Annotated in this window: 16 protein-coding genes; 7 read left to right on the top strand and 9 right to left on the bottom strand. The window is 72.2% G+C overall.

The window, feature by feature from the left end:
• The first annotated feature begins 225 nt into the window (after positions 1 to 225).
• Both WMF46_RS27825 and WMF46_RS27830 read left to right on the top strand, forming a co-directional pair.
• Positions 226 to 4455 (top strand): TOMM system kinase/cyclase fusion protein, encoded by a 4230-nt coding sequence (locus tag WMF46_RS27825; RefSeq protein ID WP_437979966.1) that lies wholly within the window; start codon positions 226 to 228, stop codon positions 4453 to 4455.
• A gap of 172 nt (positions 4456 to 4627) precedes the next feature.
• The gene (locus WMF46_RS27830; protein WP_437979967.1) at positions 4628 to 5041 is read left to right on the top strand and encodes a BMA_0021/BMA_0022 family TOMM bacteriocin; all 414 of its coding nucleotides are present in this window, start codon (positions 4628 to 4630) and stop codon (positions 5039 to 5041) included.
• Between the two features lies 1 nt (position 5042).
• On the opposite strand, the gene WMF46_RS27835 is transcribed toward WMF46_RS27830, so the two are convergent.
• The gene (locus WMF46_RS27835; protein WP_437979968.1) at positions 5043 to 6215 is read right to left on the bottom strand and encodes an amidohydrolase family protein; all 1173 of its coding nucleotides are present in this window, start codon (positions 6213 to 6215) and stop codon (positions 5043 to 5045) included.
• A 184-nt stretch (positions 6216 to 6399) separates the two neighbouring features.
• The gene (locus WMF46_RS27840) at positions 6400 to 6849 is read right to left on the bottom strand and encodes a YcaO-like family protein (RefSeq protein ID WP_437979969.1); all 450 of its coding nucleotides are present in this window, start codon (positions 6847 to 6849) and stop codon (positions 6400 to 6402) included.
• A gap of 251 nt (positions 6850 to 7100) precedes the next feature.
• Between WMF46_RS27840 and WMF46_RS27845 the strand changes: the two genes are divergently transcribed.
• Positions 7101 to 8960, top strand: a complete 1860-nt coding sequence (locus WMF46_RS27845) for a sigma 54-interacting transcriptional regulator (RefSeq protein WP_437979970.1) — start codon at positions 7101 to 7103, stop codon at positions 8958 to 8960.
• An 18-nt stretch (positions 8961 to 8978) separates the two neighbouring features.
• On the opposite strand, the gene WMF46_RS27850 is transcribed toward WMF46_RS27845, so the two are convergent.
• The 3 genes from WMF46_RS27850 to WMF46_RS27860 form a co-directional block, all read right to left on the bottom strand.
• Positions 8979 to 10472, bottom strand: coding sequence for a flavin monoamine oxidase family protein (locus WMF46_RS27850; RefSeq protein ID WP_437979971.1), 1494 nt, complete (start codon positions 10470 to 10472; stop codon positions 8979 to 8981).
• A gap of 65 nt (positions 10473 to 10537) precedes the next feature.
• The gene (locus WMF46_RS27855; protein WP_437979972.1) at positions 10538 to 11986 is read right to left on the bottom strand and encodes a hypothetical protein; all 1449 of its coding nucleotides are present in this window, start codon (positions 11984 to 11986) and stop codon (positions 10538 to 10540) included.
• Positions 11987 to 12492: 506 nt separating this feature from the next.
• Entirely contained in the window at positions 12493 to 13290 is a 798-nt protein-coding gene (locus WMF46_RS27860; RefSeq protein WP_437979973.1) for a sensor histidine kinase, read from the bottom strand.
• A gap of 802 nt (positions 13291 to 14092) precedes the next feature.
• On the opposite strand from WMF46_RS27860, the gene WMF46_RS27865 reads away from it, so the two are divergent.
• A complete protein-coding gene (locus WMF46_RS27865) occupies positions 14093 to 15268 on the top strand; it encodes a lactonase family protein (RefSeq protein WP_437979974.1) in 1176 nt (391 codons plus the stop codon).
• A gap of 63 nt (positions 15269 to 15331) precedes the next feature.
• Here WMF46_RS27865 and WMF46_RS27870 read toward each other — a convergent pair whose 3' ends face one another.
• Positions 15332 to 16552 carry an Acg family FMN-binding oxidoreductase gene (locus WMF46_RS27870; protein ID WP_437979975.1) on the bottom strand — a complete coding sequence of 407 codons (1221 nt, stop codon included), beginning with the start codon at positions 16550 to 16552 and terminating at the stop codon, positions 15332 to 15334.
• A gap of 124 nt (positions 16553 to 16676) precedes the next feature.
• Here WMF46_RS27870 and WMF46_RS27875 point away from each other — a divergent pair, with 124 nt between their 5' ends.
• Both WMF46_RS27875 and WMF46_RS27880 read left to right on the top strand, forming a co-directional pair.
• Positions 16677 to 17684, top strand: a complete 1008-nt coding sequence (locus tag WMF46_RS27875) for a LysR family transcriptional regulator (protein ID WP_437979976.1) — start codon at positions 16677 to 16679, stop codon at positions 17682 to 17684.
• 112 nt (positions 17685 to 17796) lie between these two features.
• Complete coding sequence (locus WMF46_RS27880) at positions 17797 to 18717, top strand: transposase (RefSeq protein ID WP_437541832.1); 921 nt, start codon at positions 17797 to 17799, stop codon at positions 18715 to 18717.
• A gap of 60 nt (positions 18718 to 18777) precedes the next feature.
• Here WMF46_RS27880 and WMF46_RS27885 read toward each other — a convergent pair whose 3' ends face one another.
• Genes WMF46_RS27885 through WMF46_RS27895 form a run of 3 tightly spaced genes read right to left on the bottom strand, consistent with a single transcriptional unit; the run spans position 18778 to position 22338 of the window.
• Positions 18778 to 20565, bottom strand: coding sequence for a hypothetical protein (locus tag WMF46_RS27885; RefSeq protein WP_437979977.1), 1788 nt, complete (start codon positions 20563 to 20565; stop codon positions 18778 to 18780).
• Positions 20552 to 21391: a S8 family peptidase gene (locus WMF46_RS27890; protein WP_437979978.1), complete on the bottom strand. Its 840-nt coding sequence runs from the start codon at positions 21389 to 21391 to the stop codon at positions 20552 to 20554. The genes WMF46_RS27885 and WMF46_RS27890 overlap by 14 nt, the downstream gene beginning before the upstream one ends.
• Positions 21388 to 22338 (bottom strand): hypothetical protein, encoded by a 951-nt coding sequence (locus WMF46_RS27895; protein ID WP_437979979.1) that lies wholly within the window; start codon positions 22336 to 22338, stop codon positions 21388 to 21390. Before WMF46_RS27895 ends, WMF46_RS27890 begins: the two co-directional genes overlap by 4 nt.
• 206 nt (positions 22339 to 22544) lie before the next feature.
• On the opposite strand from WMF46_RS27895, the gene WMF46_RS27900 reads away from it, so the two are divergent.
• Positions 22545 to 23150 carry a hypothetical protein gene (locus WMF46_RS27900; protein WP_437979980.1) on the top strand — a complete coding sequence of 202 codons (606 nt, stop codon included), beginning with the start codon at positions 22545 to 22547 and terminating at the stop codon, positions 23148 to 23150.
• The last annotated feature ends 34 nt before the right edge of the window (positions 23151 to 23184 follow it).

Below are 23184 nucleotides of genomic sequence, written 5' to 3' on the forward strand. Positions count from 1 at the left end.
TGCGCCGGAACCCGGTCGGCATCGACGGACGTCGAACGAGGTCCACCCTATATGAACCAACGTGAGCAGCGAGGTCGGCCGTGGACAAGGTGTGCTGACGAGATCGACAGCCGCTCTGTCCAGACGCTTCATCGATGAGGCGGGACGACTGGCGCAGCGCGCCGCCCTTTCCGGATCACGCCCGCTCCCCCGGTCGCGCCGGGCCGCCCGGCGGAGGGAGATGGGATGAGCCACAGCGCCATCGCCACGGGCGCCGTGTTCCAGCAGCGCTACGAGATCGTCTCCGCGCTGCGCGAGAGCGGCTTCGCCGACGTCTACAAGGGGCGTCAGCTCGCCACCGGACAGCCGGTGGCCATCAAGGTCATGCACCCGATCCGGGGCAGCAAGTCCGCCGACGCCGCGCGGCGCTGCGCCCGCTTCCACCAGGAGGCGCGGTTCTGCGCGCAGCTCCACCACCCCAACATCGTCCGGCTCATCGACGCCGGACAGACGGACGACGGCACCCTCTACACGATCTTCGAGTTCGTGCCCGGGCAGAACCTGGCGGAGGTGCTGGCCAAGGAGATCGCCCTCGATCCGCGCGAGGCGCGGTACCTGATGCTCCAGGTCCTCGACGCCCTCGGCTGCGCCCACGGGCAGAACGTCGTCCACCGCGACCTCAAGCCCAGCAACATCATGATCGTCTCGACCGGCGCGCGGCGAAACGCGCTGGTGCTCGACTTCGGAATCGGCGCGGTCATCGCCGGGGCCATGGAGGGCGTCGACCCCAGGCTCACCCCGAGCAACGAGATCCTCTGCACGCCCGCCTACGCAGCGCCGGAGCAGCTCCTCGGACAGCCGGTGAGCGTGCGTTCGGACCTGTACGCCTGGGGGCTCGTCTTCCTCGAGTGCCTCACCGGCAGGCCGTCGATCACCGGCAGGTCGCTGCAAGAGGTGCTCTTCCGGCAGGCCAGCCCCGAGCCGATCCCGATCCCCCCGGCGCTGCTCGGGCACCCGCTCGGCGCCCTCCTCCGGCGCGCGACCCTCAAGGACATGGCCGCGCGCGTCGTCACGGCCTCGAGCCTGCTGCGCGAGCTCGAGGCCTGCGACGTGGACGCGCTGAGCCGCGAGGACCTCGTCGAGGCCGCGCGAGCGCCGCGCTCGCCGCCGGCCCCGACCCGAGACGCGGAGGACGCGAGCCCGTGGCGCCGCGTCGCGAGCGAGACGGCGCCGCTCGACGCGCCCTCGCGGGAGCCCCGGGCGCTGCCGAGCGACCACGCGGCGGCCGAGACGATGCCGTCTCCTGCCACGCCCCGGCGCGTGGACACGCCGGCCCCGCCGGAGCCAGAGGGACAGGCGCTGGAGCGACCCGACGGCGAGCGGCGGCCCCTCACCGTCGTCTGCTGCACCTTCACGGCTTCGGGCCCGGGGCTGAAGACCACCGACGTCGAGGAGATCGACGATCTGCTCGACGAGCAACAGGACGCCTGCGCCGAGATCGCCCGCCGCCACCGGGGGCGCTTCGCCGGCGCGCTGGGGGATCAGGTCCTGCTGCACTTCGGCTATCCCTCCGCGCAGGAGGACGACGCCCGGCGCGCCGCCCGCGCGGCGCTGGAGGTCGTGGACGACGTGAAGGCGCGCAGCGCGCAGCTCACGGCGGCGCGGGGCGTGGCGCTCGAGGTCCGGATCGGGCTCCACACCGGCCTCGTGGTCGCCGGCCAGCTCGATCGGTACACGCAGCACCTCGGGACGACACCGCAGATCGCGGCCCGGCTGAGCGCGGTCGCGGCGCCGGGCACTGTCGTGGTCAGCGGCGAGACCTTCAGGCTCCTCCGGAGCCGGTTCGCGCTCGAGCCGATGGCGCCGCCCGAGCTCTCGCCCGCCACGCGCCCGCTCGCGATCTACCGCATGGGGCAGGAGATCCCTCCCCCGGCCCAGGACCAGGACATCGCCGGCCGCGACACCGAGCCGCTGATCGGGAGGAGCCAGGAGCTCGATCTCTTGCTCCAGCGCTGGGGCCAGGTCCGGCAGGGCATCGGGCAGAGCATCCTCGTCACCGGCGGCCCCGGGATCGGCAAGTCGCGCCTCACCGGGGAGCTCGCCCGGCGGCTCCGCGGCGAGCGGCACAGCTGCCTGGAGTGCCGCTGCGTGCCCGATCAGCGGAGCAGCGCGCTCTACCCGTTGATCGAGCTCCTGGAGCGGTTGATCGAGACGGGCCGGGACGACGCGCCGGGGCGCCGGCTCGCCCGGCTCGAGGCGCTCCTCTCGCGCCGCGGCTTCGACCTTCCGGAGATGGTGCCGTTGCTGGCGGCGCTGCTGTCGATCCCCCTGGACGGGCGCTACGCCGCCCCGCTGGACCCGCCGCCGCGGCAGAAGGAGCGGACGCTCAACGTGCTCGTGACGATGCTCTTCGACATGGCCGAGGAGCAGCCCGTCCTGTTCATGGTCGAGGACCTGCAGTGGGCCGATCCGACGACCCTCGAGTGGCTGGCCGTGATGATCGCCGACGTGCCCTCGGCGCGGCTGATGGCGGTCTTCACCGCGCGGCCCGAGTTCTCGCCGCCCTGGTCGATGTCGAGCATGCTCCAGATCCAGCTGAGCCGCCTGGATCGGTCGGACGTCGAGCACCTGGTGGCGCGCCTCGCCGGCGGCCGCGACCTGCCTGGGCCCGTGCTCGCGCAGGTGGTCGACCGGACCGACGGCGTCCCGCTGTACGTCGAGGAGCTGACGCGGATGGTGCTCGAGTCCGGGGCGCTCGTGGAGGAGGGGGACCACTACCGCCTCGCCGAGCCGCTCTCGGCGCTCGCGATCCCCACGACGCTGCGAGGCCTTTTGGTGGCGCGCCTCGACAGGCTCGGCAGGGCCAAGGAGACGGCCCGCATCGCCGCGGCGCTCGGCCGGGAGTTCTGCCAGGACGTGCTCTGCGCCGTGTCCGCGCTCGACGGGGAGCAGGTCCAGGAGGACCTCGAGCGGCTGATGGCCGCGGATCTCATCCACAGGAAGCGGCGGCTGAACAACCCGACTTACCAGTTCAAGCACGTGCTCATCCGGGACGCGGCCTACGAGTCGCTCTCGAAGCGGAGCCGGCGGAAGGTGCACGCGATCATCGCCCGGACGCTCGAGGCGCGCTTCCCCGACATCGTCGCGGCGCGGCCCAACCTGCTCGCGCACCACCACGCGGCGGCCGAGCAGCTGGAGCGGGCGATCGCGTACGCGGAGATCGCGGCTGAGCGCGCGCTGAAGCGGCCCGCGAACGCCGACGACACCGAGGCGATCGTCCACGTGACGCAGGCGCTCGGCTGGCTGTCGGCCATCGCGGACGCGCGGGAGCGCGCGCTGGCGGAGCTGCGCCTGAACAGCTTGCTGATCCTGGCGCTCATCGGCCGGCGCGGGTACATGCCAAAGGAGCTCGAGGCGGCGGTCCATCGCTGCGAGGAGCTGAGCGACGAGCTCGGGGAGAGCTCGATGAGCCCGCCGACGCTGTGGGCGATGTTCTGGTATCACCACATGCGGAGCCATCGCCCCGAGGCGCGGGCAATAGCAGAGCGGTGGCTCGATCTGGCCAGGCGGTCGCAGGACGCCGCGCAGCTGGTCTCGTCGATGGTGCTGCTGGGACAGTGCTCGTTCTTTGAAGGAAAGCTCGCAGAGGCCCGCGAGGAACTCGATGGCGGCATCGCGCTCTACGACCCTCAGGCACATCGGGAGCAGGCTTTCTTCTATGGCGTCGATGTCAAGGTCTGGGGCCAGTACACGCTCGCGGTGGTGCTCTATCTGATGGGCTATCCAGCCCAGGCGCTCGCCCACGGGCAGGCCGCGGTGGCGTGGGCGCGCGAGCTCGATCACCTGAGCAGCCTCGGGATGGCGCTGCTCCACCTGGCCGGCGTCTATCACTATGGCCGCGACAGGGCGCAGGTCGCGGCGCTGACCGACTCCGTCCTCCAGCTGACGGAGCATCATCCGCTGTGGTTCAAGGTGCACTGCTGGGCCCTGCGCTGCTGGACGCGGCGCGATCTCGAGCAGCTGAGGCAGCACGTCGAGGTGATCCGGGACGCCGGCCAGAAGACAGGCCTGCCGTACTGGCTCTCCCTCGTGGCGGAGCTCGAGGCCGAGCGCGGACAGCACGAGGCCGCAATCGAGCAGCTCGCGAGCTGCGTTCTGCTCGCCGAGGAGTCGGGGGACGTGTACTACCTCCCGGAGCTCTACCGCCTGAAGGCGCTGTCTCTCCGCGCCTCCGGCGCCGACCCGGAGCAGGAGAGCGAGCGGTGCTTGCGGCGATCGATCGCCATCGCGCGCGAGCAGGGCGCGCGAATGTTCGAGCTGCGCTCGACGCTGGCGCTCTGCCGGATGCTCGCGCAGCAGGGCCGGCGCGACGAGGCGCGCCGGCTGCTCAGGGAGATCACCGACTGGCCTGTGGAGTGTACAGATCTGCCCGATTTTACAGAGGCGCGAGCGCTGCTCCAGGAGATGACCGATTGACCTTCCTCGGCGCCACCCCGGGCGCCTTCATCGCGTTTGCGTCGCGTTGCATTGGATGCGGGAAGGGCTCGACGGCGCGCGGCGCTGGTTCAATGAGCTCCATATCCCATGCCAGGGGCTGCGGCACCGGCGATTGGAGGTGGCCATGTTTTCCCATCAATCATCCAAGTACATGTCCAGAATGCCGAACATCGACAGCCATCCCGCGCATCTCGACGAGGAGGCGCGCCCCCCGCGCGAGCGAGGCGTGACGGAGGAAGGGCTCTTGGAGCTGGAAGGAGCGTGGCTCTGCGCCGTCGCGATCTGCTGGGAAGACCCGACGCAGCTCGATCGGTTGAAGAGCGATCCGCGGGGCTTCTTGATGGCTCGTTGCGGCTATGGGCTGCCGCCGGGGATCCACCTCACCATCCGCGAGCCAGGCTCGCCGGGCAGCGACGCGCTGCGCTTCTGCGAGCAGCAGAGAGGCTGGGACCCGTCGGCGGGCGCCATCACGCTCTATGTCCCACCGCCGCCAGAGCTGGAGGATCAGCCCGTCGCGCTGGCCGAGCTCGCGAGCGACCCCGGGTCGTCCGGCGTCATCTGCTGAGTCATTCATCAACGTCGTAGAAGCTGGCGGCGTTGTCCCAAAGGATCTTGCGGAGGCTCTCTCCGGGGAGCTTGCGGCGGAGCGCGAGCGCCCGCTCCACCATGCCTGCGTCGTGATCGATGTGGGGGAAGTCCGTCCCGAAGATCGCCCTGTCCTCGCCGAGCCATGGGATCGCCTGCTCCAGGCACGGCTCGTCCGGCTCGATCTCGATGAAGCACTGGCGGCGGAAGTACGCGGACGGCTCGCGGCGGACGTGCGGCGCGACCTCCTCGGCCAGGCCCCGATACTCGATCTCGTCGAGGCGCCAGAGCCAGTAAGGCAGCCACCCGCAGCCGGCCTCGAGGAAGGCCACCCGCAGGCCGGGGTGGCGCTCGAGCACGCCGCCCTCGATCAGCGCGAGCAAGGCCATCATCTGCTCCATCGGGTGCGAGCAGGCGTGCAGGGCGAAGCGGCTGCGGAAGCGATCGGCGCCGGCCGCCGGCAAGGAGGCGTGTGTGCCCTCGTGGATCGCGACAGCGATCGAGCGCCGCTCGCACTCGGCCCAGAACGCCTCATAAGCAGGGTCGCCCAGCGTCCGCCCCGCGACGGGGTTCGGTCGCAGTACGACGGCGCGGAAGCCGAGCGCGGCCGCGCGCGCGAGCTCGGGCACCATCTGCGCCGGATCGTGCGGGCTCATCAGGGCCACGCCCCGGAGGCGCGAGGGGTCGTGATCGCAGAAGCCCCGTAGCCAGGTATTGTACGCCCTGGCGAGCGCGCTCGCCAGCGCCGGATCCAGCGGGGTCATGCCGAGGAGCGCCAGCGCGAGCGTCGGGTAGAGAAACGCCACGTCGATGCCCTCGCGATCCATGTCGTCGAGCTGCGCTCGCGGTTGTTCGAGCGGCCCGAGTGACGCGAGCGCCCCGAGCCGCCGGCGGCCGGCAGCGGCAATCGCGCGCCAGGTCCGCGCGCTCATCCGGTGATGGACCGGCCGGCCATCCACCATCGGCTGCGGGGGGAGCCGGAGCAACCCCTCCGGCCCGAGGTGCGCCACGCGGTCGGCCAGCGGCTCGCCGTCGCCGGCGTACGCGAGGTACGGGGCGTGAGCGCGGAGCTCCGGCTCGAGGTGGGCCTTCCACAGATCGAGCGGTTCGATCACGTGACGATCCGCGTCGAGGATGCGATAGCCGTCGCGCACGGGACATCTCCTCTTCTGCCGGTGCCGGATCCCCCGGACCTGGCCTGGTGCCGCGGGTCAGAAATCCTGCCAGGGAGCCGGAGGGAGAGTTCAACGCAAAGGCGCAAAGACGCAAAGGCGCAAAAATACAAAACATTAATTCTTCTCTTGCGCCTTTGCGCCTTTGCGCCTTTGCGCCTTTGCGTTAAATTCTCTCTCTCCGGATCTCTGGCCAATGAAACGGAATTAGATGACCAGCGGCACGGGGCGCCGGCCGCCCTCGCGCCGAGCTGAAGTGGTGCTGGGCGTCCGGAGGGATGCCGTCGCCGCCGAGCTCGGCCAGGCGCGCGCGGCGCAGGGGCTCGTCGCCCTGGTAGGTCGCGCTGTAGCGCTCGATCGCCTCACACAGCGCGCTCGCCCTGGCCTGGGCGGGGGAGCGGCCCTTGCCGCCGCTCGCCCGGTGGAAGTCGCCGAACGCAGGGGCGTCCCCCGCCGGGCAGACGCGGTGGACGGCCCCGTAGACGGGGCGGAGCGGGTGATCGCGCCCCTCCACGGGGCCCAGGCTCGCGACGAGCCCGGTCGACGGGCTCACGTGGCGGAGGACGGTCTCCTTGTCACCAGCGAGCTCGACACCCAGGTGGTGCTTGAATTGCAAGGTGCGCCGGGTGCATTGGACCCGTTGGAGGCGCGGGGTGCGTGGGATGCGCTTCATGAACACCGAACCCTGATGGACAAGCTGGTGCGTCGCCGCCCGCCGGAGACGCCCGTGCTGGTGCGCAATTCAGCGTCAGCGAGCGCCTGCCTGGAGCGCGGGCGAGCGGGCTCGCCGGCGCACGCCGCGGGAGCGCGCGCGACGCGCCGCCCGCGAGCCCGGGGGCGAGGTCGTGTGAGAAGGGGGTGAGCAGCGTGGCAGGCATTCGCGAGACGGACATCGGCCCGGAGACAACGCCGCTGTCGAGCAGCTTCATCGATGCGATCCAGGGTGTCAGGCAGGACGATCGACGCGTCGCCCTGCTCGTCTACCACCGCGACGGCGCCGAGCGCGCCGTGCTGAGCCCGGGCGTGCCGGTCGTGATCGGCCGGGCGCCGCCGTCGCAGGTCCAGATCGGCGACGTCAGCCTCTCGCGCGAGCACGCCCGCTTCACCCAGTCCGGCGACAAGGTCGTCATCGAGGATCTGCGCTCGACCAACGGCACCTGGCTCGGCGGTGAGCGCATCACGCGAGGCGAGGTGAAGCCGGGCGAGGAGGTGATCCTCGGCAAGGTCGTGGTCGCCGTCCGCTCGATCACGGCGGCCGAGGACGAGCTGCCAGGGCTGATGAGCCACGAGCAGCTCCGCGTCGCCCTCGAGGAGGAGGTGAAGCGCGCGCGGTACTTCGGGCGGAGCTTCGCCGTCGTGATGGCCCGGGTCGCCCGCCAGCCCAGCGCCCACGTGAGCCACCTGTTCCCGCGCGTGCGGGCGCTGCTGCGCCCCGTGGACCGGATCGCGCTCTACAGCTCGGACGTGGTGGCGGCGCTGCTGCTCGAGGCCGGGGCCGAGGTGGCGCTCGACGTGGCGCGCGCGCTCGCCGCGCCGCCCGGGGGCGGGTCGCCCGTCGTGCTCGCGGGGTTCGCGACGTTCCCCGACGCGGGGACCGTGGTAGAGGAGCTGCTCGATCGGTGCTGGAGCGCCGTGCGCAGCGCGACGGTGGAGCAGCCGGTGCGCTCGGCGCCGGGCGGGACCTGGAAGAGCAGCCCGGGCGCCTGCAATTTCGAGCCGGTCGTCGTGAGCTCCGCGATGCGCCGCGTCTTCGAGATCGTCAAGCGGGTCTCGCGCTCGTCGATCCCGGTCCTCTTGCTGGGCGAGACGGGGACGGGCAAGGAGGTCGTGGCGCGGGCGATCCACGACAGCGGCCCACGGAGCGGCAAGCCGATGGTGTGCGTCAACTGCGGGGCGATCCCGCAGCAGCTCGTCGAGAGCACGCTCTTCGGCCACGAGCGCGGCTCGTTCACCGGGGCGTGGCAGCAGCAGCGAGGGGTGTTCGAGGCGGCGGACGGCGGGACGGTCTTCCTCGATGAGATCGGCGAGCTGCCGGCCGCGGTGCAGGCCGCGCTCCTGCGCGTCCTCGAGACGCGGCAGGTGACCCGCGTCGGCTCGAACAAGCCGATCGACGTCGACGCGCGCGTCGTCGCGGCGACCCACCGCGACGTCGAGGCGATGTGCGCGTCCGGCGCGTTCCGCAGCGATCTGTTCTACCGCCTGAACACGATGACGATGACGATCCCGCCGCTCCGGGCGCGGCCGGAGGACATCGAGCCGCTCGCGCTGCGCTTCCTCGACCAGGCGAACCAGGCGAACGGCCGGTCGATCCGCGGCTTCGACGCCGAGTCGCTCGCGCGGCTCCGGGCGTACTCCTGGCCGGGGAACGCGCGGGAGCTGCGGAACGCGATCGAGCGGGCCGTGGTCATCGCCGAGGGCGAGTGGATCGCCGAGGAGGATCTGCCGGAGCGCGCCCGGGCGGCGCCCTCCTCCGAGCCGGCGGCGGAGGCGGAGAAGGAGCTGCCGTACCAGGTCGGAGAGCTCACCGCCGCGCCCCCGGGCGGGGACTACCTGAAGACGCGGCTGCAGCGCTGCGAGGCCGAGCTGATCGTCGAGGCGCTCCGCAAGGCGAGCGGGAACCAGACGGAGGCGGCGCGCGCGCTGGGCATGCCGCTGCGCACGCTCGTGTACAAGCTCAAGGCGCACGGCATCAAGCGGCTCGGGTACGCGCCCCCCCGGGAGCCGTAGCGCGCGCCGCATCGACGATCAGGGCACGGTCTGGAGCGCGCTCTCGGCCGAGCGGAGCGCGCCCTCGATCCCTTGATAATCGCAGTAGGCCTCGCCACAGACATGGACGCCGCCGACAGGCGCGTTGCTGCCGGGGAGGTCGAACGCCCTCAGCCTCTCGAGGACCTCCCACGACCTGACGCCTGGCCGCCAGGTATGGGCCCCCGCCCCGTAGGGCTCCCGGCTCCAGTCCCGGATGGCCCAGGTCGTCACGGCGCCGGCGGCGCGCTGCCGCCCGGCCGGGTCCTGGAGATCCACGCCGAGGTATTTCAGGAGCTGCCGCTTCAGCGCCTCGCTGCCGTCGATCTCCGCGCGATCGTGGGCCTCGCCCTGGACATAGACCTTCCAGAACTCCGTGGCCGGTCGATCGGTGTAGAGCATGATCATGCCCTTCCCGTCGCTCTCGCGGTAGGTGGTGTGGACCTCCCTGGCGGGCATCAGCGACGCGTTCCTGTGGGGCGGCGTGCGCGCCGTCCACCACGGCGCGTCCGTGACCAGGAAGCACTTGAGGAGCGGAAACCCGAAGACCGCGTCGAGATCCCGCTGGATCTCCCGGGAGAAGCAGCCGGCGAGCCGCATCAGGGGGCTGCGGGGCAAGGCGAGGATCACGTGCTTCGCGACGGCCTCCACGGTCTCCGCGCCGCGGGCGAACTGCAGGCGGATCTTCCCTCCTTCCGCTGCCGCGAGCGACGTGAGCGCGTGGCGAAGGTGGATGGCGACCTGTTCGGGGCGCCGCTCGAGCTCCCGCACCAGGGCGAGGGGCAGCGCCCGGGAGCCGCCTTCGATGCTGACGAGCGAGGCGTCCCCCTCCCCCTCGCTGGACAGCGCGCGAAGCCAGAAGACGATCCAGTCCATGGCGTTGGGGTTCTCCGGGATCAGGTGGAAGAACGTGCCCTGATCCCGGATCGCGAGCACGGCCCCGTGGCTGAGGACGTCGCTCAGCGCGTTCCAGAACCCCTGTTCGTAGAGGAAGTCGCCTCCCAGCCTGGCGCCGCGGCGCATGCTGGCATAGTCGTCCTCCGCCAGGCCCCTCAGCCATTCCCGGTGCTTCTCGTCCCTGGGGTCGTCCGGGTTACCGGGGCTCGCCCACGGGGTGTCCTTCAAGATCCTCAGGATACCGAGCTTCATCAGCTCGAGCGTCGTGTGGGGGCGATGAGCGGGTCCGGCCTCGTCGGGGGCGAGGGAGAACCGCGGCCCCTGGACAGGCTCGGCCGCATACGGGGTGAACGGCCTGGTCTTCAGGCCGAGCTCGTCGAGCAGCCCCATCAGCAGGCGCTGCCGGCGCTTCTCGAAGCGCATGGGGCCGCACTCGGCGAGGAAACCATCGAGGTCGACCGTCTCGATCCGGCCCCCGAAGCGCTCCGACGCTTCGAAGAGCCCGACGGTGCGGCCAGGGTCCCGCCGGGCGAGGCGAAGGCTGCAGTAGAGGCCGGTGATGCCGGCGCCGACCACGATCGTATCGAACTCTTGCACGAGCGTCCTCCTCGGTTCCTGGACAGGGGGTGAGGCCGGCGCCCCCGCCGGCCTCCGCGGCGCTGTCACGCGGCTGCCCGCTCGGCACAGGCGCCGCCCATCTCCACGCCTTCCTGCGTCGTTTCATAGAACAGGAAGCGCCCGGTGGTCGCCTCGCAGACGGCCTGCCAGCCGCGCATCCGCCCGACGACATCGAACGAGAGCCCCCAGCGAGGCGTCTCGTCGATCACGCGCACGCCGAGGGCGTGCATCGGCAAGAGGGCGACCGGCGCCAGGGCATGGAAGACACTGAGGGCGGGCCGCGGACAGCCGGGCTTGGCGTGGACGCTCGCGCGGAGATAGCTGGCGCTCGAGAAGCCGAGCCCGTCGACCACCCGCTCGATCAGGCCGAGGCCCCGGATGCCATGATGGTTGATGGCCATGTAGAGGGGCGTCACCTCGTCCGTCGCCGCCTGGAAGGCCCTGGCCTGGGCGGCGAGCCCGGTGGGGATCCCGTCCGGGTGGCCGGCCACGGCGGCATAGAACAGCACCGCTTCGTCCTCGTCGGAGAGGCCGCAGTCCTTGATGAACATCAGCGATCTCGACTGGGCGGCGGCCGCCTCCCTCACCGCTTCATCCTCCGCGATCGAGGCGACAACCTCCGCGGCGCTGCGCTCGACGACGCTGCCCCAGTCCGCGGGCAGGTACGCGAGGGTATCGGCGACGATCACCTCGTCACGGACGCCGAGGCGGGGTAGATCGCGCCAGAGCTGCTCGAGGTGGCTCCGGACCTCGTCCGCGCAGAAGCCCATGTCGCGGGTGTGAAGGCACGTGTCCGGCACGACGACCACGTGGGCGCCGCCAGGGTGGAACTCGCGCAGGACGCGCGCCAGCGCCGCTCGCATCTTGATGCCGAGGAACTCGGCGAAATCGGGCCCCCGGCCGAACCTGCCTGTCTTGAGCGGCACTGGCACCTTGCCGCCGCCCTCCGGCATGGCCAGCACGATGGGCTCACCCGCCCGCACGATCCGCTCGAGCCTGGCGTCGAACTCGGCCATGTCCCGGGGGCACTCGAACCGGGTCTTGCTGGTCTGGATCGAGGCCTTCTTGATGATGGCCTTGAGCTGGGCGGCCCTGTCGCTGTGTCGGGCCCCTGCCTTTCGCAAGCAGTCCTCGAAAGGACGGATCGCCAGATCGAGCTCGCCGAGGAAGACGTCGATCTCGGCAGGCCCGGCGAAGCGGACCGAGGCCGCAGGTAGCCTGCTGCCGGACAGCACGCGCTGCTTCGCGGCGAGGAGCTCCGGCGCCTTCGCGAGGCCGGCGGCCGGCTGGGTCACGGCGCTCTGGTAGCGAGGGGCGGCGGTGCGGCCGGAAGGCGCCCTCTCCCCGTCGAGCTCCGCGAGGTGGGCGGGTCGCGCGCTCGTGGGATGACGGGCGCCGTGAGCCTCGGTGTTCTTCGTAGCCTCCGAGACGATGGTGGGGTGACCTTTGCCGAGCACAATGCTGATGAGGTCGCTGGTCGCTTCGATCTTCATGGTTCTCCCTGCGACGCGGGCGCCACGAGGACGCCCCATCGATCGATCGGCTCCGCTTCGCTCGAGCATTCGTCGAACGCGGATTGCCTATCTGGCCCTAGCTCTCACGTGAGCCAGAGCACACCTCGTGCCGGCGGAGCTCACGCAGATTCACGGGGATATCGGCGCGCTGGCCGCGCGATCGGGGAGGAGCGCACGGACCGCTACACGATCGAGCAATGGATTGCGCGCCAGGGAGGGCGCGCCCCGTTGTCGACGGGTGATGGCGTCCTCTGCGAGGCGGGAGATCACGAGATCTCGCGGCGAGCGGACAGGTCGCGCGGGCGCGTGCCTGCGCTGCCTCGCGCGGCGGACCTCGCGTGGCGCGGGCTTCGGGCGCGCCGCGCGCGACCGGTGGGCTCACGTGGATGGCGGGGGTGCGCGGCGTCTCGCTGTGTGGGCGGGCGCTCGACGAGGGGATGGGGAGGATGACGGCGAGTGGGCGGGCGTCGCAGGGAGCGACGGTGTCAGGGAGCGAGCGAGATGGCGGCCCGACTGGCGGGCTCGGGCTCGAGGGGGAGCTCGACAAGGAACGTCGAGCCGCAGCCCGGCGAGCTCTCCACGCCGATGGTTCCGCCGTGAGCGCGCACGATCTCGCGCGCGATGTAGAGCCCGAGCCCGAGGCCGCCGAAGTGCACAACGCCGCCCGCGCGCTCGAAGCACCTGAAGATGCGGGCCTGGTCCTCCTCCGCGATGCCCGCGCCTCGATCGCGGACGAGGAGCTCCGCTCCGCCGGGACAGGCCTTCACCTCGATGGATATCGGCCGGCCCGCGCCGAACTGGATGGCGTTCTTGACGAGATGGAACACGAGGCGTCCCATCTGCCCGCGGTCCCAGCGGCCGACGATGCCCTCCGGCGCGTCGATGGAGATCGTGGAGGACGGGGAGCGGAGCTCCACCGGGAGCCCGGCGATCACCTCCTGGACGAGCGCCCCGAGATCGACGGTCTCGCGCTCGGGATCGAGCGGGCCCGATCGGAGCCGGATCGCCTGGAGCATGTCATCGCAGAGGCGGGTGAGCCGGTTGACCTGCCGGCCGACGACCTCGAGCGAGGCGACCCACGTTGACCCGTCCTCCGCCCGCTGCTCGCTCAGCCGCTTCATCCGCTGCACCTGCAAGTTGAGCGAGGTCAGCGGCGTCAGGAGCTCGTGCGACGCGAGCGTGAGGAACTCGTCCCGAACACTGGCGCCTGCATCGGGCTCGCAGCCGCGGGCGGGCCGGCGAGCTTCGGGGGTTCCAGTGAGAGGGGCGTTCGAGACGGACATGGTTCAACTCCCGTTGGAGAGTGGATGGACTTTCGCGATCGCGTCCGAAGCATCGGCGATGCCACGCGTCATCGCCCTGGGAGAAGCGCGGTTTCCGCGGCACCTCGCGCTGGATCCGGGCCGCCGAGGGCGGGGGTGCCGTGGCGCCCGGCGAACGGTTGCTCAGGTACGCAAGAAGCAGGGCCGGTGCCTGCGAGCGGCAATGCGAGGCTCGGCGACCCGACCCAGGTTGGAGCGACCCGACCCAGGTTCGGCGATCCGATCCGACCCCGACCCAGGTTCGGCGATCATCCGACCCGGACGACCGTGACCCGACCCAGATTGGGGATCCGGCAGGCAACCCGACCCAGGTTGGGCGATCCGACTCAGGTTGGGCGATCCGACCCAGGTTGGGCGATCCGACCCAGGTTGGCACGGCAAGCGGCAGGCGACCCCGGGGTCGACCCCGACCCAGGTTGGGGTGGCTTGGGGACCCGACCCAGGTTGGGCGATCCGACCCAGGTTGGGCGATCCGTCACGCGAGGCAGGGCCACGCACGCGCGCCGACCAGACTGCCGCAGGCGGATCGACGCCCGGGTGAAGGGCTGAGGCGCGCCGGAGCGGACCGGTCGACGGCAGCGAAACCGCGGAGGGGCTTCCGCGTAGCAGCGGATGAACCCGCCCGACGGAGCGCGCAGAGCCGCGCGCCCGCGAGCTCGGGGCGCGCCGTGCCCGTCGTCACGACGGAGATGCGCCTCGACGATCGACGCACCGACAAGCCCGCGCCGCTGGGTTCGTGGCGCCATTCCCCAGGAGCTTCCTCATGTTTCGCAGCACGATGAGCATCACGGCCCTGAGCTTCGCTCTCGTCGCGTCGGGCGCGCCCGGCGACGCCATGGCGCACGGCAGCGGCGTCCACCGGCACGGCCAGATCTTCGTCATGACCAACGTCGGAGACGGCAACTCCGTGATGGCGTATGACCGGGCGGCGGACGGCTCGCTCTCGTACGCCGGCACGTACGCGACCGGAGGGCTCGGCGCGCCGACCCGGCCGATCAACGCGCTCGGCTCCCAGGGTTCGCTCGTCCTCAGCGAGGACGGGAAGCTCCTGTTCGCCGTGAACGCGGGCAGCAGCGAGGTGTCGATGTTCCGCGTCGGCCCGCACGGCCTGACGCTGCTCGACGTTGTCGACTCGGGCGGCGACTTCCCGGTGAGCGTCGCCTCGCACGGCGACCTTCTCTATGTCCTCAACGTGGGTGGCGAAGGCAACATCGCCGGCTTTGAAGTGAACCCGTGCGGCGAGCTCGTCCCGCTCGACGGATCGAACCGCGGCCTCGGCCTCGGCGGCACGACGCCGCCGTCGCTCGGCGCGACGCCGGGTCAGATCGGCTTCTCTCCGGACGGCGAGGCGCTGGTCGTGGCGGGCAAGGGGTCCAATCAGCTCCACGTGTTCCCCATGAGCGGCCGCGGGCTGCCCAGCGACGCGCCGGCCACGACCATCTCCAGGGGCCTTGTCCCGTTCGATTTCGCCTTCGATCGTCGCGGCCACCTCATCGTTGCGGAGGTCGGCGGCGACGGCGTGCCCGCGACCGGCGACACCAGCGTGGTGTCCTCGTACAAAATCGGGCCCGACGGGAGCCTCGCTGTCATCAGCGACACGGTCGACACCTTCCAGCGGGCGACCTGCTGGATCGCCGGTGCCCCTGGGAGCCGCTATGTCTTCACGGCCAACACGGGCAGCAACACGCTCTCCGGGCTCCAGGTCGACGCCCGGGGCGCGCTGACGCTGCTCGACGACGGCGTGTCCGCCTCGTTCCCCCCCGGAACGGCGCCAATCGACCTCACGATGACGCGCGACGGGCGGTTTCTGTACACCCTCAACGCCGGCACCGGGTCGATCGCCGCATTCCAGGTGAGCCGCGACGGCGGCCTGATCCCACGCGGGGAGGCGGGTGGATTGACGCCCGGCGGCGGCGCCCAGGGCATCGCCGTGCGGTGACGGTCGTTCCTCGGCGTCCAGGGTTCGCCGGCCTCGGTCAGCACGCCAGCCGGGGCGCGGCGCTCACGCGGCGCGGATCACCTCCTCCGCGGCGCGGCGCGGGCCGCACACGCCCTCTCGCTCCGGAAAGCCCAGCCGGAACGCGAAGGTGGGCTGCCGGTCGCCTAGACCCAGCGCCTCGGTGAACGAGCGCTCCATCGCCGGCGCTCGTCCGAGCATGCGCTCCCGGTCGATGACCTCTGGCACCTGGTTCAGCGGGTGCATCGCGATGCCGCGCGCGGTCGCCCAGAGATGCATCCGTTGCCACAGGCGCCCGGCGCGGAGCGTCGCGCCCAGGTCGTGGCGGTCGCGGACCGCGATGACGCCGACGGCGGGATCGCCGGCGAGGTGGACCTCGCGGGTGACGCGGAGCCAGTCGTCGTGCATCTGTTCCGCAGACGGACGCGGCAGCAGCTTGACCGCCGCGGTGAGCAGCGGACCGAGCCCCATCACATCGAAGGTCAGCCCGTCCCGATGGCTCGGTACCGCCTCCGGCGCCAGCCGGAACCACGCGTCGCTGTCCCGCACCATCGCCGCGTCGCGGACGATGGTCTCGGTGGCGCGCAGCGTGTGAGCGGCGAAGCCCTCGCGCTGATCGGGGTGCTCCAGCCAGACGACCTCACCATCGGAGCCCGCTTCGCTCAGGCGCGAGAGCTCCTGGAGCGCCGAACCAGGCACGCGCTGCGCCTGGTACGGGCCGCGGTTCGTGTGTCGCCGTGCGATGACCTCCGCGAGCGGGGACGCCGCTGCGCCTGGCTCGATCCAGACGCGCGCCACCCGGATCGCCCGCGGCGCCGCGCGCTCGAGAGCGCGAGATCCCTCCGGGTCGGAGCCCGGCAGAGGGCCGGCTTCGAGCTCGACGCGGGGCGCCCATCCCATCGAACCCGCCGCGAGCGCCAGGTTCTCTATCGCGCAACCGAGCCCGATGTGCATCTCGCGCAGGAACGGATCCATGGTGCCGAGCGATCGAGACCTGTCCGAGAACACGTCGATGTGATCCGGGTGGACCTCGAACAGCCAGGGTTGCGTGTTGTGCGGGCTCGCGGCGAGCACCGCCGCGCGCACGAGCTCGGCGAGCTCGCCGCCGCGCTGCCCGCGGAACGCGGTCCAAGGGGCGAACGGCTCGCCCGTCCGATCGTCGAACACACCCCGGCCCGCAGCGTACCAGCCCGCTCCCGCGGCCACGGCGAGCGTCGCGACGCCTTCCAGCAGGCGCCGCCGCGAGACCTTGAGTTTCCTCTCCATGATGCGCTCCATCCTCCAGAGGACGTCTGACCGGGCTCCGCGAGCGACGGCCATGCGCAGAGATTGAGGCGGTTCTGACGATTAGTACAGGACATTGCTCTAATACTATATATTAGTACGGCTAATGATCGAGGCTCTCCCCGACGACTTGAATCTCCTGCTCGCGCTTGACGTGCTGCTGCGCGAGCGGCACGTGACGCGCGCGGCGAAGCGGCTCGGCATCACGCAGTCGGCTGCGAGCCAGCGGCTCGGGCGGCTGCGCGAGTTCTTCGGCGATGCGCTGCTCGCTCCGGGGCGGCCGCTGCTCGCCCTCACGCCGCGCGCCGAGGCGCTCGCCGATCCGCTGGCTCAGGCGCTCGCGAGCTTGCGAGCGGCGGTCCAGGCCGGCGCGCCGTTCGACCCAGCGACGTCCGAGCGCCGCTTCGTGCTGCTCGGCAACGACCTGCTGGAGGCGGTTGCCCTGCCGCGGCTCTTGCCCCTGCTGGCGCGCGAGGCGCCGCACATCACGGTGCAGGTCGACCGCGCCGAAGCGGACTTCGTGAGGCGGCTCGAGCGGGGAACGGCGGATCTCGCGTTCGTCCCGGAGCTCCTCGTGCCCCCGTCGTCACGACAGCTGCGCTTGCCGGAGGAGGAATTCGTGACGCTGATGCGCAGGGACCACCCCGCAGCGTCGCGGCGGCTGACCCTGGAGCGCTACTTGGAGCTCGGGCACGTGCTGATCGCTCCGCACGGCATGCCGGGCAGCCTGGTCGATCGCGCGCTGGAAGCTCGTGGGCGGCGGCGGCGGATCGTCGCGCAGGTCCAGCACTTCGTGACGGTGCCTTTCCTGATCGCGGCCTCGGACCTCGTGGTGACGTGTCCAGCGACGGTCGCGGCGGTGTCGACGCCCTTCGGCCTGCGCGCGGTCCGGCCCCCCGTCGAGCTCGGCCTGGACCGATCTTCGGCTGTCTGGCACGAGCGCGTGCACGACGATCCAGGCCATCGCTGGCTGCGCTCCTGGCTCAGCAAGGCGATCCGCGCGGGCGAGGACCCGACCCAACCAGGTAGGACCCGACCCAACCAGGTTGACCCCACCCAGGTTGACCGGAAGGGCAAACCCGACCCACCCAGGTTGACCCGACCCGCCGGGTGACCGAGCACGGTCCGCCATGGCGCCGCCACCTGCAGGCATGGGTAGGTACTTGGTAAGTACTTGAGATCGTTCACCACGATCGCCGGCACGGCTCTTGGAATTCTGCCCGACCATGAGCCAGCCCCGCCAGATCGCGCCCGGCGCAACCTACCTGATCACCCGTCGCGTCCTGCGCCGGCATCTCCTCTTCCGCCCCGACGCAGCCATCACTCAGCTCTTGGTCTACGCCCTCGCGGTCTCGACCCGCCGCTACGGCATTGATGTCCATGCGCATTGCGCGATGTCGACGCACCTGCACCTCGTCGTGACCGACGTGAACGGCGTTCTGCCGCGCTTCCTGCAGTTCTTCCATCGCATCGTCGCGCTCGGCACGAAGGTGCTCCGTGCGTGGGAAGGGCCGGTATGGGATCATGAGGCCACGAGCGTGGTGCGGCTGCTGACACGCGCGGCGGTCGTAGAGAAGATCGCCTATGTCCTCGCAAACCCTGTGGCCGCTGGACTCGTCCCGCATGCGCATGAGTGGCCGGGCGCCAAAGTGAAGGTGGGCGAGATCGGCCTGGGCGTGTTGTGCGCGGCGCGTCCCGCCGCATACTTCGACCCCAAAAATCCACAGTGGCCGGAGGAAGCAACGCTGTCACTCACGCTGCCGCCGACCATCGAGCATGACAGCGCGGAGGACTTTCGCCATGCCATCGCCGCCGAGCTCGAGAGGCAAGAATTGCAGGCGCAAGCGGAGGTGAAGCAGCGAGGGCGCCGCTTCCTCGGCGCCGAACAAGCCGGCAAGGTCTCGCCCCATGAGCGCATCACGAGCCTCGAGGCGCCGCGCGCTGGTAATCCGACGTTTGCTGTCGGCCGCAAGCAGGGTGACGCTTGGCGCTCGGCTCGTGCCGCTGTACGCGGGTTTCGCGCCTTGTACCGGGCGGCGCTCGAGCGGTGGCGTGCCGGCGTGCGCAGCGTGGTATTCCCGGCAGGGACGTGGTGGATGTGCACGTTTCACGGCGCCAACATGGCCGATGTTGTGCTCACGATGTAGGTGTTTAGAGGGTAAAAGGGCAGGGACAACCTGGGTGAGGTAGCGCGCGCGGCTCGCGGGTCAACCTGGGTGGCACGGGTTGTTCGTGACGACGAATCCCAGTGCCTCCACGCTCGCGCGAGCGTCGCCGTCCCAGCCGAGCTGCGGATCTAGGCGAAGCTCGCCCGGCGCGAGCATGGCGGGCAGCGCTATCAGACCAGCGAGCTCGACCGCATCGAGCTCCGCGCCAGTGTCGCCCGCGAACGGCGGACACAGCACGCGCCCTGCCGGCGCGAACGCCAGCGCTGCGCGCAGCGGCCCGCCCAGCGTCGCGCGCAGCACGGCTAGATCGTTGCCGATGGTGGCTGGCGTGGTAGCCGCCGGCCAGATCCACACAGTGAGGCCGGGCAGGTCGGCCACGCAGACCGCCATCGCGCGCTCGGGGGGGAGCGCGCGGCCACGGGCACCGAGGGGCGCTGCCACGATCGCGGCGACGATGAGCCCCGGCCGGGCGAGCGTCAACGCCGCGAGCCGACCGAGGTTGCGCTGAGCCGCCGTCCGGCGAGCGGCGATCGCGGCAAGGTGGTCGGGACGATCGTAAACGAGCTCGACCTCGCGCTGCATCGCCACGTGAGGCGAGGTCTGCGCCGCCGCGGCAAGCGCCCGCTCGCGGGCCTCGCCGTCCGACGTTGGCCCTCCCTTCTCCGGGAGCGGCGCGGTTTCCTCGATTTCCAGACGCTCCCGGAGGAGCTGCGCCACCCGCGAGGATAGACCTAGGGAACCGAGCGACCAGGCGGCGGAGAACCAGTCCGCCGGCTCCGCCAGCGCGAGCGCTTCGGTCGAGGCGCGATCCCAGGCGGCGAGCGCCTCTCCGAGCGGAAGGCCGAGCGCGCGGAAGAGCGCGCCCGCCTCATCCAGCGCCGCCTCCGCGCCCGGATCGCCGAGATCCCGCCGCGCGCGCCCGATCGCCCTCGAAGCGTAAGCGACCCAGGTTCGGAGTGGCGGCGCGGCGTGCTCGGCAATCTCGCGGGCGGAGGTCGCGAGCGCCAGGGCGTCGTCGGCGCGGCCGAGCTCGAGCGCAAGCTCGGAGAGGAACGTGAGGGCGCGCGCGCGGCCGAACGCGTCGCCGAGGCGCGCGCACAGCCACTCCTGTCGCTGGAGCGGGGCTCGGGCGCGCTCCAGGGCGCCGAGGCCGAGCGCCGCCGCGCCGAGCTGGCCGCAGGCGATCGCCTCGCCCACGGAGTCGCCCCGGCGGCGGTGGAGCTCGGCCGCGTGCTCGAGCAGCGCCTCGGCCGCGCCGTGCGCGCCGAGGGTCACGTAGAGCGTGCCGAGCGAGTTCAGGATCTGCGCGCGCTCGCCGAGGAACGGCTCCGAGCGGCGCAGCGCCGACAGCAGCGTGCGCTGCGCAGCCGCCGCGTCGCCGAGGAGCCGCTCGGCCGTACCGCGGTAATGGAGGGCGACGACCGCGGCGCGGCGCCCGGGATCGCCTGCGGCCGCGATGGCGTCGAGCTCCTCGATGGCGGACGCGCAGGCCGCTCGGACGTCGCGGCGCAAGCGCGCGAGCGCCGCCTCGCACCGCGCGAGGTCCCGGGCCTCTGCGGCCCCTCCTCGGTCGAACGCGGCGACAGCGCCCTCGAGGTGCAGGACGGCCGCGTCCAGCGCCCCCTCACGCAACGCGAGCGCGCCGCGCCCGAAGCCGAGCGCCGCCGCGACGAGCGGCCCGCCCTCAAGCACCGCCGCCGCAGGATCGCGGCCGACACCGAGGAGCGCCTCGACGCGGTCGAGCTCGGCGCGGACCTCTGCGCCCGGCGCGCTCCGCAGCAGCCGCGACAGCGACGACACGCCGTCGATCGGATCAAGCGGGAGCACCGCGCTCCTCCATCCCCTCGCCGCGCGCCCCGCGCGCGAGCCCGTGCAGCGCCGCCTTCACCGCCTCGATCGAGAGCTCCGGCCACGCGGCGCGGATGCGCGCGACGTGCGCGGTCACGTGGGGCGCCGCGAACGACGTACCGGTCCAGCGCCGCTCGCCGCCGCCGGGCGCGGGCGCGAGCACGTCGTCACCGGGCGCGAGGATCTCGTGGTCGAGCGTGAGCTCGCTCCGGAGCGCCTCCGGGTCCTGAAAGGCCCCTCTGCCGACGCCGATCAGCGACTTGAAGCGCCCTGGATAGGTGCGGAACGCCGCCGCGTTCGGGCCGGCGGCCACGAGCACGACCTCCGCGGTGTAGGCGGCGTCCGCGACCTCGTAGAGCTCGACCAGCGAGCGGTAGTCGCCCGGGCGGAGCGGCGCGTTCTTCGGGATGTCGATGCCGAGGCTCAGGTTGACCACGGAGAATCGCTCGCGGACGCAGAAGCGCAGCGCGGCGACGAGCCCGTCACGCGAGCACCGCCCGTCATCGCCGAGCGCGCGGACGCTCGTGATCTCGGCCGCGGGCGCCATGCGGTGGACGATGCCCGCGCACGCCGTCCCGTGCCCGCTGAGATCTCCCGGAGCGCACGGCGCGACCCCGTACGCGCCACCGCCAGCGCCGCGCTGGACCAGGGCGACGTGCCGCAGCGCCGCTGCGCGCAGCGCGGGGTGCGAGGCATCGACGCCGGAGTCGATCAGCGCGACGCGCACGCCCGCGCCGCTCCGCGCGCCCGGGCGTGCCGCGCCGTGGAGCTCGCCGCCCGGTCCTGCCGGAGGAGCCGTGCTCACGCGGCGCTCCCCTCCCCCGCGGAGGCCGGCTCCCCTGCATCGCCGGCGCCGCTCGCGTAGGCGTCGATCCGCTCGAGGAGGTCGAGGGCCAGGCGGGCCTCCGCCTCGCCGCGCTCTGCGAGCCTGCCCACCACCGCGGCGAGCTCCAGGCGGCGGCGGTACTCGGGCGTGAGGCGCAGCGCGTGGATGTGCCGCTCCAGCGCGGCGCGGAGCGAGGTCGGCGGCGGGGCCGCCCCTTCCGGGATGGGAGGTTCCGCGCCCGAGGCGGCGCGCCCGCCCGGCCCCGCCGCCGGCTGGCCTGGCGCCTGCGCGAGCAGGTCCGGCATCGCGCGCGCGAAGAGCTCGAAGACGACTCGCTCGGTGCGGAACGACTCCACGGTGAGCGCGAGGACCTCGGCCAGCCGCTCGGCCAGGTCGAGCTCCCGCCCGCCGAGGGGCGCGTCGTGCGAGAACAGCGCGGCGCCGCCCACGGTCGCTGCGCCGACGCGGATCGGCACGAAGATCGCGGACGCCGGCGCGGCGGCCAGGAGCGGCCGGAGCGGCGCGATCATCGGATCGCCGTCGGACAGCTCCACCGCGTGCCCGCCGCCGCCACCGAGCAGGTACGCGAACGGGGTACCGCTCGGCGGCAGCTCCGCGCACGGCGCGCGGAAGCCGACCGCGTCAGCGACGACGGGGACCGTGAGCCGCCCGAGCGTTTCCATCTCGAGCGCGACGAGCGCCTCCGAGCACGGCATCGCGAGGCACGCGAAGCGCAGGTGCTCCCCGAGCCCGCGCACCCGCGCCTCCACCGCGCCGAGGAGCGCCGCCGACTCGACCGTCGAGAGCAGGTCGCGCAGGCGCGCCGTGAAGGGCGCAAGCGGCGAGCGCAGCGCGTGCGGGTGGGGCGGGAGGGCCCGCGCCGGGGCGGGCGGGACACCCGGCGCGGAGCGGTCGGCGAGCGGCATGGGCCGCCGATGCTACCGCCGGACCGCGCCGGAGCGAACCGCCATGACACCCGTGGGATCCGGTTGACGTGCCCAGCTCCTCTCCTAGCATGCAGCGACATGCGGCGATTCGGCTGTCCGGCGCACCGTCCGAAGCGTTCGTCCGCGCGCGCGGCCGTTCGAGCGCGATCCACGGCCGCGAGGCCCCTCGATCCGGCGCGGGCGCGATGAGCCCGCCCGTCCGCGAGGGGCGGCGTCGCCTTGCCGTCGTCCTGTGGGGTGTCCTTGGTGTCGTGGCCGTCCTTGTCGAGGCCATCTGTCGTCTCGGCGCGACGGCGGCGCGCCTCCTGACGGGGCACACGCTCACGACGGGTCAGCTGGTCCTGCTCGCGGCCTGGACGGTCACGATCGCCTACTTCGAGGGGTACCGCGGCTTTCAGCAGCGCTTCTCGCCGCGGGTCGTCGCGCGCGCGCTCCACCTCGCCGAGCACGGGCGGCCCCTCCACGTGGCGCTGGCGCCGCTCTACTGCATGGCGCTCCTCCACGCGACGCGCCGCCGGCTGATCGCGACGTGGGCGCTCGTCGCAGGCATCGTGGCGCTCATCCTGCTCGTGCGGCAGATGCCCCCGCCCTACCGCGCGATCGTCGACGCAGGCGTCGCCTTCGCGCTCGCCTGGGGGGCCGTATCCATCCTCGTCTGGCTCGCGCGGGGGCTCGCGGGCCGCCCGCTGGGAATCTCGGCGGACGTGCCCGAGGAGGCGCGCGGCGCTGCCGTCGACGCCGAGCACCTCGCCCGCCAGGCCGCGCGGGCAGGCGGTCCCTGCGATCCGTGACCTCCGCGCGAGCGGGGTAACCGCGCGCACGTCT

The sequence above is a fragment of the Sorangium sp. So ce117 genome, from assembly GCF_051524395.1.
Classification (GTDB): domain Bacteria; phylum Myxococcota_A; class Polyangia; order Polyangiales; family Polyangiaceae; genus Sorangium; species Sorangium cellulosum_B.

Excerpts from the sequence above, each read along its gene's own strand:
- WMF46_RS27825 (WP_437979966.1), top strand. The coding sequence starts at position 226 with ATGAGCCACAGCGCCATCGCCACGGGCGCCGTGTTCCAGCAGCGCTAC.
- WMF46_RS27830 (WP_437979967.1), top strand. The coding sequence starts at position 4,628 with ATGTCCAGAATGCCGAACATCGACAGCCATCCCGCGCATCTCGACGAG.
- WMF46_RS27855 (WP_437979972.1), bottom strand. The coding sequence starts at position 11,986 with ATGAAGATCGAAGCGACCAGCGACCTCATCAGCATTGTGCTCGGCAAA.
- WMF46_RS27860 (WP_437979973.1), bottom strand. The coding sequence starts at position 13,290 with ATGTCCGTCTCGAACGCCCCTCTCACTGGAACCCCCGAAGCTCGCCGG.
- WMF46_RS27865 (WP_437979974.1), top strand. The coding sequence starts at position 14,093 with ATGTTTCGCAGCACGATGAGCATCACGGCCCTGAGCTTCGCTCTCGTC.
- WMF46_RS27870 (WP_437979975.1), bottom strand. The coding sequence starts at position 16,552 with ATGGAGAGGAAACTCAAGGTCTCGCGGCGGCGCCTGCTGGAAGGCGTC.
- WMF46_RS27875 (WP_437979976.1), top strand. The coding sequence starts at position 16,677 with ATGATCGAGGCTCTCCCCGACGACTTGAATCTCCTGCTCGCGCTTGAC.
- WMF46_RS27880 (WP_437541832.1), top strand. The coding sequence starts at position 17,797 with ATGAGCCAGCCCCGCCAGATCGCGCCCGGCGCAACCTACCTGATCACC.
- WMF46_RS27895 (WP_437979979.1), bottom strand. The coding sequence starts at position 22,338 with ATGCCGCTCGCCGACCGCTCCGCGCCGGGTGTCCCGCCCGCCCCGGCG.
- WMF46_RS27900 (WP_437979980.1), top strand. The coding sequence starts at position 22,545 with ATGAGCCCGCCCGTCCGCGAGGGGCGGCGTCGCCTTGCCGTCGTCCTG.